At 72.5% G+C, this 15,356-nt stretch carries 15 protein-coding genes; 3 read left to right on the top strand and 12 right to left on the bottom strand.

What is annotated here, in order from left to right:
* Positions 1-7 precede the first annotated feature (7 nt).
* The 6 genes from ACZ434_RS23505 to ACZ434_RS23480 form a co-directional block, all read right to left on the bottom strand.
* Complete coding sequence (locus ACZ434_RS23505; protein ID WP_468458902.1) at positions 8-184, bottom strand: hypothetical protein; 177 nt, start codon at positions 182-184, stop codon at positions 8-10.
* Positions 185-197: 13 nt separating this feature from the next.
* Positions 198-2,009, bottom strand: a complete 1,812-nt coding sequence (locus tag ACZ434_RS23500; protein WP_468458900.1) for a serine/threonine-protein kinase — start codon at positions 2,007-2,009, stop codon at positions 198-200.
* Between the two features lie 216 nt (positions 2,010-2,225).
* Positions 2,226-3,176: a cytochrome c oxidase assembly protein gene (locus tag ACZ434_RS23495; RefSeq protein WP_468458898.1), complete on the bottom strand. Its 951-nt coding sequence runs from the start codon at positions 3,174-3,176 to the stop codon at positions 2,226-2,228.
* 173 nt (positions 3,177-3,349) lie between these two features.
* Positions 3,350-4,375, bottom strand: coding sequence for a 6-phosphofructokinase (locus ACZ434_RS23490; RefSeq protein ID WP_468458896.1), 1,026 nt, complete (start codon positions 4,373-4,375; stop codon positions 3,350-3,352).
* 199 nt (positions 4,376-4,574) lie between these two features.
* A complete protein-coding gene (locus ACZ434_RS23485; protein WP_468458894.1) occupies positions 4,575-5,303 on the bottom strand; it encodes a type 1 glutamine amidotransferase in 729 nt (242 codons plus the stop codon).
* A 24-nt stretch (positions 5,304-5,327) separates the two neighbouring features.
* Positions 5,328-6,566, bottom strand: a complete 1,239-nt coding sequence (locus ACZ434_RS23480) for a MurT ligase domain-containing protein (protein ID WP_468458892.1) — start codon at positions 6,564-6,566, stop codon at positions 5,328-5,330.
* A gap of 146 nt (positions 6,567-6,712) precedes the next feature.
* Here ACZ434_RS23480 and def point away from each other — a divergent pair, with 146 nt between their 5' ends.
* Positions 6,713-7,258 carry a peptide deformylase gene (def, locus tag ACZ434_RS23475; RefSeq protein WP_468458890.1) on the top strand — a complete coding sequence of 182 codons (546 nt, stop codon included), beginning with the start codon at positions 6,713-6,715 and terminating at the stop codon, positions 7,256-7,258.
* 485 nt (positions 7,259-7,743) lie between these two features.
* Here the strand turns inward: def and ACZ434_RS23470 are convergent, their stop codons facing one another.
* Entirely contained in the window at positions 7,744-8,385 is a 642-nt protein-coding gene (locus ACZ434_RS23470; RefSeq protein WP_468458888.1) for a TetR/AcrR family transcriptional regulator, read from the bottom strand.
* A gap of 173 nt (positions 8,386-8,558) precedes the next feature.
* On the opposite strand from ACZ434_RS23470, the gene ACZ434_RS23465 reads away from it, so the two are divergent.
* On the top strand, positions 8,559-9,785 hold the full coding sequence (locus tag ACZ434_RS23465; RefSeq protein WP_468458886.1) for an acyl-CoA dehydrogenase family protein: 1,227 nt from the start codon (positions 8,559-8,561) through the stop codon (positions 9,783-9,785).
* Positions 9,786-9,859: 74 nt separating this feature from the next.
* Here the strand turns inward: ACZ434_RS23465 and ACZ434_RS23460 are convergent, their stop codons facing one another.
* The 5 genes from ACZ434_RS23460 to ACZ434_RS23440 form a co-directional block, all read right to left on the bottom strand.
* The gene (locus ACZ434_RS23460) at positions 9,860-10,096 is read right to left on the bottom strand and encodes a DUF6213 family protein (RefSeq protein WP_468458884.1); all 237 of its coding nucleotides are present in this window, start codon (positions 10,094-10,096) and stop codon (positions 9,860-9,862) included.
* A gap of 25 nt (positions 10,097-10,121) precedes the next feature.
* The gene (locus ACZ434_RS23455) at positions 10,122-11,507 is read right to left on the bottom strand and encodes an NADP-dependent succinic semialdehyde dehydrogenase (RefSeq protein WP_468458882.1); all 1,386 of its coding nucleotides are present in this window, start codon (positions 11,505-11,507) and stop codon (positions 10,122-10,124) included.
* Positions 11,508-11,585: 78 nt separating this feature from the next.
* Positions 11,586-12,050, bottom strand: coding sequence for an NUDIX hydrolase (locus ACZ434_RS23450; RefSeq protein WP_468458880.1), 465 nt, complete (start codon positions 12,048-12,050; stop codon positions 11,586-11,588).
* A complete protein-coding gene (locus ACZ434_RS23445; RefSeq protein WP_468458879.1) occupies positions 12,047-13,585 on the bottom strand; it encodes an ATP-dependent DNA ligase in 1,539 nt (512 codons plus the stop codon). Before ACZ434_RS23445 ends, ACZ434_RS23450 begins: the two co-directional genes overlap by 4 nt.
* Positions 13,586-13,636: 51 nt before the next feature.
* On the bottom strand, positions 13,637-14,623 hold the full coding sequence (locus ACZ434_RS23440) for an NAD(P)/FAD-dependent oxidoreductase (RefSeq protein WP_468458877.1): 987 nt from the start codon (positions 14,621-14,623) through the stop codon (positions 13,637-13,639).
* A 65-nt stretch (positions 14,624-14,688) separates the two neighbouring features.
* Between ACZ434_RS23440 and ACZ434_RS23435 the strand changes: the two genes are divergently transcribed.
* Positions 14,689-15,264: a helix-turn-helix domain-containing protein gene (locus ACZ434_RS23435; RefSeq protein ID WP_468458875.1), complete on the top strand. Its 576-nt coding sequence runs from the start codon at positions 14,689-14,691 to the stop codon at positions 15,262-15,264.
* The last annotated feature ends 92 nt before the right edge of the window (positions 15,265-15,356 follow it).

Below are 15,356 nucleotides of genomic sequence, written 5' to 3'. Positions count from 1 at the left end.
GTGCCGCTCAGGTGCTGCTGGTGGCCACCACCCCCAGGGTGATCAGGCCGAGGACGACCCAGCCGAACCACAGCCAGCCGTTGCTGCCGAGCGCCACCGTGTACGCCGTCACGGCGACCAGGGCCCCCACGGTGAGCACTCCCATGGTCTTCGTCGAGGTTGAACCGTTCGTGGTACCGGGCATCGCAACACCCTCCTCATGGTTCGGCTCCCTCCATGGTGCCCCCGTTCCGTCTCTTTACGGTGCACACGACCGAATGTGTGCCCGATTTCCAGGCCCCGCCACCCGCCCACGAGCCCGCCTCGTGCAGCGACGGGTCGAAGCCGTAGTCACGCGGCGGCACCGCGCGCGCACACGCCGCGTCCCCCTCCGCGCGGGCCTCGGCGAGCGTGACGTCCTCGCCCAGCCGGGTGAACCCCAGCACCTGCTCCTCGTGCTCCCCGTCGCACGGCACCAGCCGCGCCTGTCGCCGGGAGGGCACGTCCAGACAGTCCCGCCGCTGCATCGTCGCCGGGTCGGCGAACGCCGTCCCCGTCCGGCGCCGGTCCCCGAGCGGCCCGTACACCGGCCCGTGCGCCCCCAGCACCAGACACGCCGTGCGCCGCCCGGCCGCCTCGAACCCGTCGGGCGCCGGTACGACGGCCACCGCCCGTACGTCGGCCAGCCGGCCGCGCAGCTCCCGCGTCCGCTCCTCGCACAGGGCGGGCCCCCGCTCCAGGGCCTCCTCGGCCGAGTCGGACGCCACGAGGGCCATGACCTGTCCGTCGGGCGCCCGGCCCGCGCAGGCCGGGTCGACGGTCAGCCGGGGCGCGCCGGTGAACCGGGCGCCGCCGGGCCAGCCGGCCCGTACGCAGTCACCCTCCTTGAGCGGCTCCACCAGCCCGACGGCCTCCCCGTACGGCAGCGCCGTCCCGCGGTCGCCCGGCTCCCGGTCGGCCAGCGCGTACCAGGCCCCGCCCAGCGTCAGCACCAGGCCCAGACCGCCGGCGAGAGCGGCCCGCAGGGCGTGCGGGCGGCGGCGCCGGCGGGTGCCGGCGGGGGAGGGGAGGCGTGGCGTCACCGGAGGCGCCGGGTGCTCTCCGGTGTCCCACGGCGGCCGGGAGCCGAGGTCCGTCTGCGGGCGCGGATACGTCTCCGCGTGGGGCGTCACGATCCGCGCCAGCTCGGCCTCCGCCTCCCGCGCGGTCGTCCGCAGCGCCGGGTCCCTGGCGAGCAGTCCCCGCAGCACCGGTTCCAGGGCGCCCGCCCGCACCGGCGGACGCGGGTCCTCGGTGACCACCGCGGCGACCGACGCGAGCGGGGACTCCCGCGCGAAGGGGGCGCGCCCCTCCACCGCGTGGTAGAGCGTGCAGCCGAGCGAGAACAGGTCGGCCGCCGGCGTCGGCGGACCGCCGGTGGCCCGCTCCGGCGCCAGATAGCCCGCGGTGCCCACCAGCGCGGACGCCATGGTGTACCGCGTCTCCCCGGTGTCCGGCTGTACGGAGACGCCGTAGTCGGTGAGCAGCACCCGCCCGTGCGGTGAGCCGGTGCGGTCCGGCGCGAGCAGGATGTTCGCCGGTTTCACGTCCCGGTGCAGCACGCCCCGCTCGTGCCCCGAGACCAGGGCGTCCAGCACGCCCAGTCCGATCCGGGCGCACTCGGCGGGAGCGAGGCGGCCCGTCCGGGCGAGCAGGTCCCGCAGGTCGACGGCGCCCGCCACGTACTCCATGACGATCCACGGCAGCCCGTCGTGCTCCAGCACGTCGTGGACGGTCACCACATGGGGGTGACCGCGCAGACCGGCCGCGTGGCGGGCCTCCGCGCGGGCCCGGGCGACCCGGGCCTCCCGCTCCTGGCCGGGCTCCGCCGGATCGCCGAACACGATCTCCTTGAGCGCGACCTCGCACGCCAGCCGCCGGTCGTGGGCGAGCCAGACGTGCCCCATCCCACCGCCGCCCAGCCGCCGCAGCAGCGCATACCGGCCGGCGATCACCCGGCCCGCCCCCGATGTCGGCGATCCCGCGTGCATCCGGATCACCCCCGGATCCGGCCGGGACGCCCGGCGGTACCGGTCTTTCCCTCCGCACATGCGTGCGGGACGCGGACGGATTTCGGAATCGCCGTCCTCTTCACCCCGCGCGCACAGGCACGCATTCCCATTTACCGCTCCCCCCGCGGTTCCCCCGGACGCATCATGCTACTGGAGGAAATTGCCCGCTCAAGGGGACGGGAACACCGGGTGAATTCAGTTTCCGGACGAGTGCAAAGAGGCCAGATAGGCGTTGTACGCCTCGAGTTCCTTGTCGCCGTCCCGGTCGGCCGCGCGGTCCTTGCGCCTGGCCTGCCGCTGCTCCGAGCCGTACCACTGGTACAGCAGCGCGAGCAGCACCAGGACGGAGGGCACCTCGCTGAACGCCCAGGCGATACCGCCGGCCGCGTTCTGGTCGGCGAGCGCGTCGATGCCGAGCGAAGCGGGCGGGTTCTCGAAGGTCGTGACCATCGGCGCCGACGCCATCATCAGCGCGATGCCGAAGAAGGCGTGGAACGGCATGCCCGCGAACAGTTCCAGCATCCGCATCAGATAACCGGGCCGGTGCGGGCCCGGGTCCACGCCCATGATCGGCCAGAAGAAGACCAGACCGACGGCGAGGAAGTGCACCATCATCACGATGTGCCCCACCTGGGAGCCCATCAGGTAGTCGAACAACGGCGTGAAATACAGGCCGTACAGGCTCGCGATGAACATCGGGATGGTGAACAGCGGGTGCGTGACGACCCGCATGTAGCGGCTGTGCAGCAGCATCAGCAGCAGCTCGCGTGGTCCCTTGCGGCCCCGGCCGGCCGGCGGCAGCGCGCGCAGGGCCAGGGTGATCGGGGCGCCGAGCAGGATCAGGATCGGCGACACCATGCTGATCATCATGTGCTGCACCATGTGCACGCTGAAGACGACCATGCCGTAGTCGTTCAGCTTGGTGCACATCATCAGTGCGATGCTCAGCACACCGATCACGAACGCGACGGTCCGGCCCACCGGCCACTTGTCACCGCGCCGCACCAGCCGGACCACGCCCCAGCCGTAGAGCGCCAGCCCCAGCAGGCAGGCGACGAGGAAGAACGGGTCCGCCGACCAGGCGAGCCCTCGCCCCAGCGTGAACGGCGGCAGATCCATCGTCATGCCGTGCCCGCTGTGATCCATCCGCCGGCTCCATTTTCGTGCAGGTTGTACGCAATCCGTCCGCACCAGAGTAGAACCGCCCCCGGCGACCTCTGTCACCGGGGGCGGCGAATGCGCCCTGAAGGGGCGCGAGGAACCACGGGCGGTCCGCAGCCCGCGGACGACCTCTCACGGACCGAGCCGAACCCGGAGGCTCACAGCACGCACTCCGCCTCCGCGTACCGCGCGTCCGGCACCGTCTTCAGCGTCTCCACGGCCTCCGCGAGGGACACCATCACGATGTCCGTCCCGCGCAGCGCGGTCATCCGCCCGAACTCCCCGCGGTGCACGGCCTCCACCGCGTGCCACCCGAACCGCGTCGCCAGCACCCTGTCGTACGCCGTGGGCGTCCCGCCGCGCTGCACGTGCCCGAGGATCACCGGCCGTGCCTCCTTGCCGAGCCGTGACTCCAGCTCCAGGGAGAGCTGCCGGGCGATCCCGGCGAACCGCTCATGGCCGTAGACGTCCTTGCCGCCCTCGTCGAAGTCCATCGTCCCGGCCTTCGGCTTGGCCCCCTCCGCGGCGACCACGATCGCGAACCGCTTGCCGGCCGAGAACCGCTCCCCGACCTTCGCGGTCAGCTCGTCGATGTCGAAGGGCCGCTCGGGCACGACGATGGCGTGCGCGCCGGCCGCCATGCCGGAGTGCAGCGCGATCCAGCCCGTGTGACGGCCCATGACCTCCACGATCAGCACGCGCTGGTGGGACTCGGCGGTGGTCTTCAGCCGGTCGAGGGCCTCGGTCGCCACCCCGACGGCCGTGTCGAACCCGAAGGTGACGTCGGTGACGGCGATGTCGTTGTCGATGGTCTTCGGCACGCCCACTATCGGCAGGCCGTTGTCGGAGAGCAGCCGGGCCGCCTTGAGCGTGCCCTCACCGCCGATCGGGATGATCGCGTCGAGGCCGAGCTCCTGGACGTGCCCCTTGGCCCGCTCCACACCGTCCCGCAGATGCTCGGGACGGACCCGGGAGGAGCCGAGGATGGTGCCGCCGCGGGCGAGGATGCCGCTCACCGCGTCGAGGTCGAGCTTGAGGTAGTCGCCCTCCAGGAGGCCCTTCCACCCGTCACGGAAGCCGATGACCTCGTCGCCGTGGTCGACGACGGCACGGTGCACGACGGACCGGATGACGGCGTTCAGGCCGGGGCAGTCGCCGCCGGACGTGAGGACACCAATGCGCATAGCCCGAAACAACCTTCTCGATGTGGGCCGGGACCGGACCGCGCTGTCCGGCTCGATCCCCGCCACCCTAGCGGCTGTGGGGGCCCGGACCGCATCCCGCGTCCGCCTGCTGGACGACCCCGCTCACCTGTGCGGAGCAGGCGTCAGACGGGCCCTCGGGGCCCGCCCGACGCCCGGTGTCCACGGACTCGCGGAGGCCTCAGGCGGGCTGCTGCGCCGCCGCGATCCGCTCGTTCCGCAGCGCCTCGTACCACCGGTCGTCGGTCGGCGGCAGCGCGTTGACGTCCAGCGCCAGCTTCAGCAGCAGGTCGGCGATCTGCGGGTTGCGGGCCAGCACGGGGCCGTGCATGTACGTGCCGAAGACGGTGTCGTTGAACGCGCCCTCGGTGCCGTCCCCGGTGCCGTTGCCGTTGCCGAAACGCACCTGGGCGAACGGGCGGGCCGTGGGGCCCAGGTGGGTGACGCCCTGGTGGTTCTCGAACCCGGTCAGCGGGGGCAGGCCCAGCTGCGGGTTGATGTCCGCCAGCACGTCGCCCACGCACCGGGCGCCCTCACCGCGTACCGAGACGACGTCGAGCAGGCCGAGGCCGGGCTCGCGCTGGCCGAGGTCGTTGATGAACTCGTGGCCGAGGATCTGGTACCCGGCGCACACCGAGAAGACGATCGCGCCGTTGCCCACCGCGCGGTGCAGCCCGCCGTCCCGGCGCAGCCGCTCGGCGGCCAGCCGCTGCGGACGGTCCTCGCCGCCGCCGATCAGGTAGATGTCGCCCGAGGTCGGGATCGGCTGGTCGCTGCGCACGTCGAGCCGTGCCACGTCCAGGCCGCGCTGGCGCGCCCGGCGCTCCACGACGAGCACGTTGCCCTGGTCGCCGTACGTGCTGAGCAGGTCCGGGTAGATCCAGACGACCCGCAGCTGGTTGTCGCTCACTTCAAGTCCCCTGAGGTGTCGTGGTCAGTTGCCGACGCGGCGGCGCAGGTCCTGGAACGCGGTGTAGTTGGCGATGACCTCGATCCGGCCCGGCGGGCTCAGCTGGACCGCCTGGTCGAGGTTCTCGCACACCTGGAACTGCTGGTTCGCCACCTCCAGCCGCACCGCCAGGTCCAGCTTGCGGTCGCCGACGACGCAGATCGGGTGCCCGGTCAGCCGCGTGTAGTCGACGTCCCACAGCCAGGAGGTGTCGGTGCCGTCGGCGGAGCGCGCGTTCACCGACAGGATCACCGGGGTCGGCGGCGGGTCGATCAGCGAGAACGTCTCCAGCCAGCCCGCGGGGTTCTTCGCGAGCAGCAGCCGCAGGTCGCGGCCCTCGAACTGGACCACGTCGTAGCGGCCGGCCACGGCCTGCACCTGGTACATGCGCTCCAGGGCGACCTGCGGCGGCACCCCGAACACGGCGGCGACGGCCGCGGAGGACGCGGCGTTGGCCTTGTTGGCGCGGCCCGGCAGCTGGAGGTGGATCGGCCAGGCGGAGCCGTGCGGGTCGAGGACGTGGTCGCCGGAGAGCGCCCAGCTCGGGGTGGGCCGGCGGAAGCCGCACTCGCCGCAGAACCAGTCGTCGCCGGGGCGCTGCATCACACCGCCGCAGGACGGGCAGGACCAGGCGTCGTCCTTCCACATCTGCCCGGCGGCGACCCAGATCACGTTGGGGGAGGACGAGGCGGCCCACACCACCAGCGGGTCGTCGGCGTTGGCGACGACGACGGCCTTGGAGCCGGCCAGTCCCTCGCGCCAGTTCTCCGCGAGCATCCGGGTCTCGGCGGCGCGGTCCAGCTGGTCGCGGGAGAGGTTGAGCAGGGCGATGCACTTCGGGTCGGTGTCGCGGGCGACACCGGCCAGGTACTTCTCGTCGACCTCGATGACACCGAACTTCGCGTCCGAGCGCCCGGCCAGCGCCGAGGTGATGCCGGCCGGCATGTTGGCGCCGAGCGCGTTGGAGACGACCGGTCCCGCGGCCCGCAGTGCCTCGGCGATGAGCCTGGTCGTGGTGGTCTTGCCATTGGTCGCGGAGACCAGGACGCAGTCCAGGTTCTGCGCGAGCCGGGCGAGGAGATCGGGGTCGAGTTTGAGTGCCACCCGGCCGCCGATCACCGAACCGCTGCCGCGTCCGGCGGCGCGGGATGCCGCCGCGACCGCCTTGCCCGCGGTCACGGCCAGCTTGGCCCGCGGCGAGAGCGGGTCCGAGTTGCCTGCCATCAGTTCTCGATCCTCCTTGCGTACGCGCCGCGGCTGTGCCTGACGGCCACGTGGTGAGAGCTCAGCCTATCGAGATCCATTCGCACTCCAGAACCGCGGCATCATCGTGAGACGGGCGTTGCTGCGAGGACCGTACTCTTGCGGCCATGCGACAAGGCTCCATCCCCGGCGTCCGCGGACGCGTACGGCCCCTCACCCTGCTCGGCGACCCGGTGCTGCACACGCCCTGCCGGGAGGTCACCGGCTTCGGCCCGGAACTCTCCCGCCTGGTGGAGGACTTGTTCGCGACGATGTACGCGGCCCGTGGTGTGGGCCTGGCCGCCAACCAGGTCGGCGAGCCGCTGCGGGTGTTCGTCTACGACTGCCCGGACGACGAGGACGTCCGGCACCGGGGCCATGTGGTGAACCCGCGGCTGGTCGAGACGGACGGGGTGGTGGTGCGCGGCCCGGAGGGCTGTCTCTCCCTGCCCGGCCTGGAGGCGGGGACGGAGCGGTACGACCATGCCGTGGTCGAGGGCGTCACGGTGACCGGCGAACCGGTCACCGTCCACGGCACCGGCTTCTTCGCCCGGTGTCTGCAGCACGAGTACGACCACCTGGAGGGCCGCATCTACGCCGACCGCCTGACGGGATGGCGGCACCGCAGACTCATGCGGCAGGCGAGCCGCGCGCCCTGGAACCGCCCGGGGTGAGACCCCGGCGGACCGGGGAACGACGGAACGCCCGGCCGGTCCGACCGGTCGCCGAGCCGGACCGAATGCCCCGAGAGCCGGGGGAGGGGCGTGGTCCGGGGCGGCCCGATTGCCGTTCGGTTGCGTTCGGGAGGGTCCGGAGCGGGGTCGGGGAGCGGGTGGTGCTCGGGGTGGGGTGTGGGCTGCGGAGGACGGGGTGGGAGTCCGGCCGGGCTGGAAGCCGTTCGGCTGAGGTCCGGAGCGGGATCCGGGTCGCGGGTGTCGTTGGGGCCGGGCGGTGGGAGATCGGGGCGGATCGGAAGCCGCTCGGCTGCGGTCGGGAGGGTCAGGGCCGGGTGCCCTGGGAGCCGGGGAGTGGGGCGCTGACCGGGAGGGGCCGGAGCCGTCGGATCCGGGAGGCGAGCCGTTCGGGCGGGAGGGCCGGGGATCGGCCGGGACAGGGGCCGAGGGGGCCGCTCCCGCCGGGCGGGAGCGGCCGTGTGTTCTCAGAAGCCCGGCCCGCCGACCTTGTCGCCCGCCGCCGCCAGCCGCCCCCACAGCAGATCCGCCAGGCTGCGGACCAACTCCGCGCGGGAGCAGGGCCGTTCACCGAGCCACCAGTCACCGGCCGCGTGCATCATGCCGACGATGCCGTGTCCCCACACCCTGGCCAGCTGCTGGCTGCCCGGCCCGAGGTCCAGCCGCTCCTCGATCACCTGGGCCAGCTCCTCGCCCATCCGCCGCAGCAGCGGCGCCGAGTGCTTGCCGACGTCGAAGCCCTGCTCACTCGGTGCCCCCTCCGCCGGATGCATCAGGAACCGGTACACCTGCGGGCGCGCCTCGATCGCCGACAGATACGTCTCCAGGGTGGCCTCGACCCGCTCGCGCCGGTCCGCCGGGGCGTCCAGCGCGGCCCGCAGCGAGTCCAGCAGCGCGTCGGTGTGCCGCTTGGCCAGAGCCGCGTAGAGTCCCCCCTTGTCACCGAAGTGGCGGTAGAGGATCGGCTTGGTGATGCCGGCCTCGGCGGCGATCGCGTTCATCGAGGCCCCGGGGCCGTCGCGCAGCACCACTCGGTCGGCGGCCTCCAGCAGCTCGCGCCGGCGTCGGTCGGCGGACCGCTGCTGATCGGTCCGCTGTGTGGTGTCCATGATCTCTCCCCACCCGTGCTGGTTCGGTGACGCCTGCGCAAACTAGCACTGAAGGTCCAGCCGTCATCGAACGGGATACCGGCAGGCTCTCGGGAGTTGACTTTTCCTACCCATGGGTAACAGACTCGGGGTTACCGCAAGTAACATGCATGTGTGCTGCCGCTGGAGGGGTCATGGCCGAGTTCACCATGGAGCTCAACGACGAACAGAAGGAGGTGCGGGACTGGCTGCACGGCTTCGCCGCCGATGTGATCCGCCCCGCGGCCGCCGAATGGGACGAGCGTGAGGAGACTCCCTGGCCGGTCATCCAGGAGGCCGCCAAGGTCGGCATCTACTCCCTGGACTTCTACGCCCAGCAGTACTTCGACGCAAGCGGCCTGGGCATTCCGATGGCGATGGAGGAGCTCTTCTGGGGCGATGCCGGCATCGCCCTGTCGATCGTCGGCACCGGCCTCGCCGCCGTCGGCGTCCTCGCCAACGGCACCGAGGAGCAGATCGGCACCTGGATCCCCCAGATGTACGGCGACGCGAACGACGTCAAGGTGGCCGCCTTCTGCTCCTCCGAGCCCGACGCCGGCTCCGACGTCGCCTCGATGCGCACCCGCGCGGTGTACGACGAGGCCAAGGACGAGTGGGTGCTCAACGGCACGAAGACCTGGGCCACCAACGGCGGCATCGCCAACGTCCACGTCGTGGTCGCGGTCGTCGACCCGGACCTCGGTTCCAAGGGGCACGCCTCCTTCATCATCCCGCCGAACACCCCCGGCTGCTCCCAGGGGCAGAAGTTCAAGAAGCACGGCATCCGCGCCTCGCACACCGCCGAGGTCATCCTGGACAACGTGCGCGTCCCCGGCTCCTGCCTGCTCGGCGGCAAGGAGAAGCTCGACGAGCGCCTCGCCCGCGCCCGCGAGAAGGCGAAGAAGGGCGGCGAGCGCGTCAAGAACGCCGCGATGGCCACCTTCGAGGCGTCCCGCCCCGCCGTCGGCGCCATGGCGGTCGGCACCGCCCGCGCGGCGTACGAGGTCGCCCTCGAGTACGCCACCACGCGCGAGCAGTTCGGCCGCCCGATCATCGACAACCAGGGCGTCGCCTTCCAGCTCGCCGACATGCGCACCCAGATCGACGCCGCCCGCCTCCTGGTGTGGCGCGCGTCCTGGATGGCGATCAACGGCAAGCAGTTCACGGCCGCCGAGGGATCGATGTCCAAGCTGTTCGCCAGCGAGACCGCCAAGAAGGTCACCGCCCAGGCGATCCAGATCCTCGGCGGGAACGGCTACACGCGCGAGTACCCGGTGGAGCGGATGCACCGCGACGCCGCGATCTACACCATCTTCGAGGGCACGAGCGAGATCCAGCGCCTGGTGATCGCCCGCACCCTGTCGGGCATGCCCATCCGCTGAGGCGGCCCACCCGAACGACCCGGCGGTGCGGGCGGCACCGCCGGGTCTCCCCTGCCGGCGGTGAACCGCGCGTGCTACGACGCGCCCCCGCTGCTGTGGGCGATGCACGCCACGTCGATCCGGTCGGCGAGCTTGGCCAACTCGATCGTCAGCGCGGCGACCGTGTCCTCGTCGAGCCCGTCCTCCCCCGCCTCGACCAGCCGCACCCACCGCCCGCCCACCGTGCGCAGCAGCTTGCTGACATCGGCGGCGGCAACCTGCAAGGTCCCGCGGTCGTCGACGATCAGAGGCAGAGTCACTTCGCGGTTCACAGTCGGGATCGTAGCCGCGCAACCATCACGCACCCTGCCAAACCGTGGTGATGTTGCAGAACTCGCGGATTCCGTGCCCGGACAGCTCACGCCCGTACCCGGACCGCTTGACCCCGCCGAACGGGAACGCCGGATGGGACGCCGTCATCCCGTTCACGTACACGCTGCCCGCCTCCAGGTCCCGGACGAACCGGTCGACCTCGGCCTCGTCACGGGTCCAGACGTTGGAACTGAGCCCGAAGTCGGTGTCGTTGGCGATCAGGACCGCCTCGTCGATGTCCGCCGCCCGGTACAGCGTGGCGACCGGGCCGAACGCCTCCTCGCGGTGGATGCGCATCTCCCGGCCGATACCGGCCAGCACCGTCGGCGGATAGAACCAGCCGGCCCCCTCGGGACGCTCGCCGCCGCACAGCAGGGTGGCGCCGGCCCGTACGGCGTCGTCGACCAGTTCCTCCAGGTCGTCGCGGCCCTTCTCGCTGGAGAGCGGTCCGACGTCCGTGTCCTCCTCCATCGGATCGCCGACCTTCAGCGCCTTCATGCCCGCGGTGAACCGCTCCGCGAAGGCGTCGTAGACGTCCGTGTGGACGATGAATCGCTTCGCGGCGATGCAGGACTGCCCCGTGTTCTGCGTCCGCGCGGTGACCGCCACCTCGGCGGCCCGGTCCAGGTCGGCGGAGGGCATGACCACGAACGGGTCACTGCCGCCCAGTTCCAGCACCGTCTTCTTGATCATCTCTCCGGCGGTGGAGGCGACCGCGCGGCCGGCGGGCTCGCTGCCGGTCAGGGTGGCCGCCTTCACCCGCTCGTCCCGCAGCAGGTCGTCGACCGCGGCGGAGCCGATGAGCAGCGTCTGGAAGCAGCCCTCGGTGAAGCCCGCGCGGTGGAAGAGGTCCTCCAGGTACAGCGCGGTCCGCGGCACGTTCGAGGCGTGCTTGAGCAGTCCCACGTTGCCCGCCATCAGCGCGGGCGCCGCGAACCGCACCACCTGCCACAGCGGGAAGTTCCACGGCATCACGGCCAGCACCGGACCCAGCGGCCGGTAGCGCACCAGCACGCGGGAGGCGCCGGAGTCCTTCACGTCGGAGGCGTCGGGTTCCTCGTCGGCGAGGAGCCCGGCGGCGTGGTCGGCGTACCAGTGCATCGCCTTGGCGCACTTCGCGGCCTCCGCGCGGGCCTGTTTGACCGGCTTGCCCATCTCCGTGGTGATCACCCGGCCGATGGAGTCCTGGTCCTCGTGGATGATCTCGGCGGCCCGGTGCAGCAGCCGGGCGCGCTCGTCGAACGTCGTCGTCCGGTACGTACGGAAGGTGGCCTCCGCCAGCTGGAGCCGGCGCTCCAGCTCCTCCTCGTCCATGGGGTGGTACGTCTTGACGGTCTCGCCGTTCGCCGGATTCACCGTGGCGATGTGCATCGCTGACCTCCCTGGGGACGGGCTGTGCCTTCCGACCCTCCCGCGCGGCGGTGGGCGGCGCAACGCGGAAAGGGCTTCTCAGGGCGAGTGCTCAGCCAAGCGGTCGAGAAACGCGGCCTGCGCGGAGACGATCACCTCCCGGGCCCGGTCCAGGGCGAACCAGGCGACCCGGTCCAGCTCCGGGAATTCCTGGATCCGCCCCGACCTCGGCGGCCACTCCATCGCGAACGTGCCGGGCACGACCGTCGCCGGGTCGAGATCGGCCTCGACCGCCCACACCGTGACGGTCTTGCCGCCGGACTGCCGGACCTCCCCGAGCGGCAGTGCCTCCCCGTCCGGCGGCGGCAGCCCCAGCTCCTCCCGGAACTCGCGGCGCGCCGCCTCCCAGGCCGGTTCCCCGGGGTCGTACTCGCCCTTCGGCACGGTCCACGCCCCGGCGTCCCGCCGTGCGAAGTAGGGGCCGCCCATATGACCGAGCAACACCTCGATGCCCTGACCGGTGTGTCGGAACACCAGCAGTCCGGCGCTCCGTGCGCCCTTCACGGCGCGGTCCCGGGGTGCGCGGCGAGTAGTGCCTCCACCGTGTCCGCCTCCTCGGGGCGCTTGTCCTCGCGGTAGCGGATCACCCGGGCGAAGCGGAGGGTGACTCCCGCCGGGTAGCGGCTGGAGCGCTGGAGGCCGTCGTAGGCGATCTCCACGACGAGCTCGGGGCGCACCGTCACGACGTGGCCGCTCTCGCCGACCGCCAGCTCCCGCAGCCGCTCGGTCTGCCAGGTCAGCATCGCGTCGGTCATGCCCTTGAAGGTCTTGCCGAGCATGGCGAACCCGCCGTCGGCGGTGCGGGCGCCCAGGTGCAGATTGGACAGCTTCCCGGTGCGGCGGCCGTGGCCCCACTCCGCGGCCAGCACCACCAGGTCGAGCGTGTGCACGGGCTTGACCTTCAGCCAGGACGCGCCGCGCCGGCCCGCGCTGTAGGGGGCGTCCAGGCCCTTGACCACGACGCCCTCGTGGCCGCGCTCCAGTGTCTCGGCCAGGAACTCCTCCGCCGCGCCCAGGTCCCCGGGGCCGGACACCACGGTGCGCCGCACCCGCATCGGCTCCGGAACCAGCCGGGCCAGCTCCGCGTGCCGCTCGGAGAACGGCAGGTCCAGCAGGTCGCGGCCGTCGACGGAGAGCGCGTCGAAGAAGACGGGGGAGACGGGGACCTCCCGCGCGGCCGTCGCCACGTCCGTCCGGGAGCCGACCCGGCCGGCCGTCTCCTGGAACGAGCGGGGACGGCCCGCACCGTCGAAGGAGATGACCTCCCCGTCCAGGATGAACCGCTCACCGCGCAACTCCAGGGCCGCCGCCGTCACTTCCGGCAGCCGGCCCGTGATGTCGTCGAGGGTGCGGGTGTGCACGCGCACGGCGTCGCCGTCGCGGTGGACCTGGACGCGGATGCCGTCGAGCTTCTCCTCGACCGCGCAGGCCCCCAGCTTCTCCACCGCCTCCGCGACCGAGGAGGCGCTGTGCGCCAGCATCGGCAGCACCGGGCGGCCCACCGTGAGGCGGAACCGCTCCAGGGCTCCCGGGCCGTCCGCCAGCAGTGCCTCGGCCACCGACTGCAGCGAGCCGGCCAGCATCACCGCCCGCCGCACATCGGCCGGCGGCGCCCCGGTCGCCCGCGCCAGCCCTTCGACGGCGACCGCGTCCAGGGCGCCCTGCCGCACCTCGCCGGTGAGCAGCCCGAACAGGAACCGCTGCTCGTCCTCGGTGGACGCCCCGAGCAGCTCACCCACCAGCCGGGCCCGCTCGGCCTGCGAACCCGGACCGGCCACCCCGCCCAGCTCGGTCAGCCGTGCGTCGACCTCGCGCACGGTCAGGGACGGCTCGGCGGCGGGGGCGACCGGACGGCTCAGCACCTTCCAGCCCACCCCGATCCGGCCCTGCGGCAGCCGGCCCGCCAGATACGGGATGACGACCGGCACGTCGTCCGCCTCCGCCTCCCGGAACAGCTCCGAGAGCAGGGCGATCTTCCGGGACCGCGCCGGGGCGGCGGCGACCTCCTGGGACACACGGGCCAGCCGGGACAGCAGCATGCGGCCATGGTGCTACGGAGGCGGCCGCTCCACACCCCGGCCGCCGGATGCCTATCCGTCGACCGCGGCGTCCAGGCGGCTCATCAGCAGGTCCCCGACGATCGCGGCCGCCGCGCGGTAGCCGCCGCTCGCCGCGTGCACCACCTGCTCGGCGAACCCGATCGCGTTCCCCGCCGCCCAGACACCGGGAACCGTGGTCAGACCGGTCGGGTCGACCACCGGGTAGGCGCCGAACGGGGTCTCGTCCATCTCGGCGCCCAGCCGCTCCAGCAGACCGGTCCGCGGCAGCGGGCGCGGCCCGGTGAAGAGCACCGAGCGGGCGTGCGTGGTGCCGTCCGCCAGCCGCACCCCGGTGATCCGGTCGTCCTCGACCATCAGCTCCGCGACCTCACCCGGCACCACGTCGACCCCGGCGGCGGCCAGCCTGCGCAGGTCCTGGTCGGACAGCTCGGCCTCGGCGACCCGGTGCAGGAAGAAGGTGACGTCCTTCGACCACTGGGACACCATCAGCGCCTGGTGCACGCTCAGCGCGCTCGACGCGAGCACACCGAAGGCCTCGTCGCGCACCTCCCAGCCGTGGCAGAACGGGCAGTGCAGCACGTCCCGCCCGAACCGCTCGGCGACCCCGGGAACGTCCGGCAGCTCGTCCTTCAGCCCCGTCGCGACGATCAGCCGCCGGGCCCGTACGGCCGGTCCCGCGTCGAGTACGACGGTGAAGTCCCCGTCCCTGGTGACGTCCGTGACCCGGTCCCGGACGAGCTCGACGCCGTAGCGCGCGATCTCCTCCCGGCCCAGCGCCAGGAACTCGGCCGGCGACATCCCGTCCCGGGACAGATAGCCCTGCATGTGCGACGAGGGCGCGTTGCGCGGCTCGCCGGCGTCGACGACCAGCGTGCGGTGCCGGGCCCGGCCCAGTACCAGCGCGGCGGAGAGGCCCGCCGCACCGCCACCGACGACGACCACGTCGTAGGCCCCGTCGCGGTCCGTCCCGTTCGTCCCGCTCTTCTCGTTCGTCTCGTTCATCGTGACCACCTCCATGACGACGACGGTCGCCCAGCCGGTGCCGCATTGACAAACACCTTTGCCGATTCTGCAATAGGAAGATGACGACGGACGACGTACTCGCGGACGTGGGCCCCAGGCTGCGGCGGATCAGGAAGGAGCGGGAGGTGACGCTCGCGGCGCTGTCGGAGGCGACCGGCATATCCGTGAGTACCCTCTCGCGGCTGGAGTCCGGGCTGCGCAGACCCAGCCTGGAGCTGCTGCTGCCGATCGCGCAGGCCCATCAGGTGCCGCTGGACGAACTGGTCGGCGCGCCGCCGGTCGGTGATCCGCGCGTCCGCGCGTCCGAGCCGATCGTGCGCTTCGGCCGCACCCACTGGCCGCTCACCCGGCAGCCCGGCGGCCTCCAGGCGTACAAGGTGCTGGAGCCCAAGAGGCGGCTGGAACCCGAACCGCGGACCCACGAGGGCTACGAGTGGCTGTACGTGCTGTCCGGGAAGCTGCGGCTGGTGCTCGGCGACCACGACGTGGTGCTGACGGCGGGGGAGGCGGCCGAGTTCGACACACGTGTGCCGCACTGGTTCGGGTCGACGGGGGAGGGGCCCGTGGAGTTCCTCAGCCTGTTCGGTCCGCAGGGGGAGCGGATGCACGTCCGCGCGAGGCCCCGGCGGAAGTGAGCCCCTCCCGCCGGGCGTGACGGACGAGACTGTTCCCTGATCGGCAAGCGACCGCTTAGTATGCGGTGGACCCGGTCAGGCGAACACGACGT

The organism is Streptomyces sp. NPDC030893, from assembly GCF_055571535.1.
This window is presented reverse-complemented; position numbering and strand designations above follow the sequence as displayed.

Excerpts from the sequence above, each read along its gene's own strand:
- ACZ434_RS23505 (WP_468458902.1), bottom strand. The coding sequence starts at position 184 with ATGCCCGGTACCACGAACGGTTCAACCTCGACGAAGACCATGGGAGTG.
- ACZ434_RS23500 (WP_468458900.1), bottom strand. The coding sequence starts at position 2,009 with ATGCACGCGGGATCGCCGACATCGGGGGCGGGCCGGGTGATCGCCGGC.
- ACZ434_RS23495 (WP_468458898.1), bottom strand. The coding sequence starts at position 3,176 with ATGGATCACAGCGGGCACGGCATGACGATGGATCTGCCGCCGTTCACG.
- ACZ434_RS23490 (WP_468458896.1), bottom strand. The coding sequence starts at position 4,375 with ATGCGCATTGGTGTCCTCACGTCCGGCGGCGACTGCCCCGGCCTGAAC.
- ACZ434_RS23480 (WP_468458892.1), bottom strand. The coding sequence starts at position 6,566 with ATGGCAGGCAACTCGGACCCGCTCTCGCCGCGGGCCAAGCTGGCCGTG.
- def (WP_468458890.1), top strand. The coding sequence starts at position 6,713 with ATGCGACAAGGCTCCATCCCCGGCGTCCGCGGACGCGTACGGCCCCTC.
- ACZ434_RS23470 (WP_468458888.1), bottom strand. The coding sequence starts at position 8,385 with ATGGACACCACACAGCGGACCGATCAGCAGCGGTCCGCCGACCGACGC.
- ACZ434_RS23465 (WP_468458886.1), top strand. The coding sequence starts at position 8,559 with ATGGCCGAGTTCACCATGGAGCTCAACGACGAACAGAAGGAGGTGCGG.
- ACZ434_RS23455 (WP_468458882.1), bottom strand. The coding sequence starts at position 11,507 with ATGCACATCGCCACGGTGAATCCGGCGAACGGCGAGACCGTCAAGACG.
- ACZ434_RS23445 (WP_468458879.1), bottom strand. The coding sequence starts at position 13,585 with ATGCTGCTGTCCCGGCTGGCCCGTGTGTCCCAGGAGGTCGCCGCCGCC.
- ACZ434_RS23440 (WP_468458877.1), bottom strand. The coding sequence starts at position 14,623 with ATGGAGGTGGTCACGATGAACGAGACGAACGAGAAGAGCGGGACGAAC.
- ACZ434_RS23435 (WP_468458875.1), top strand. The coding sequence starts at position 14,689 with ATGACGACGGACGACGTACTCGCGGACGTGGGCCCCAGGCTGCGGCGG.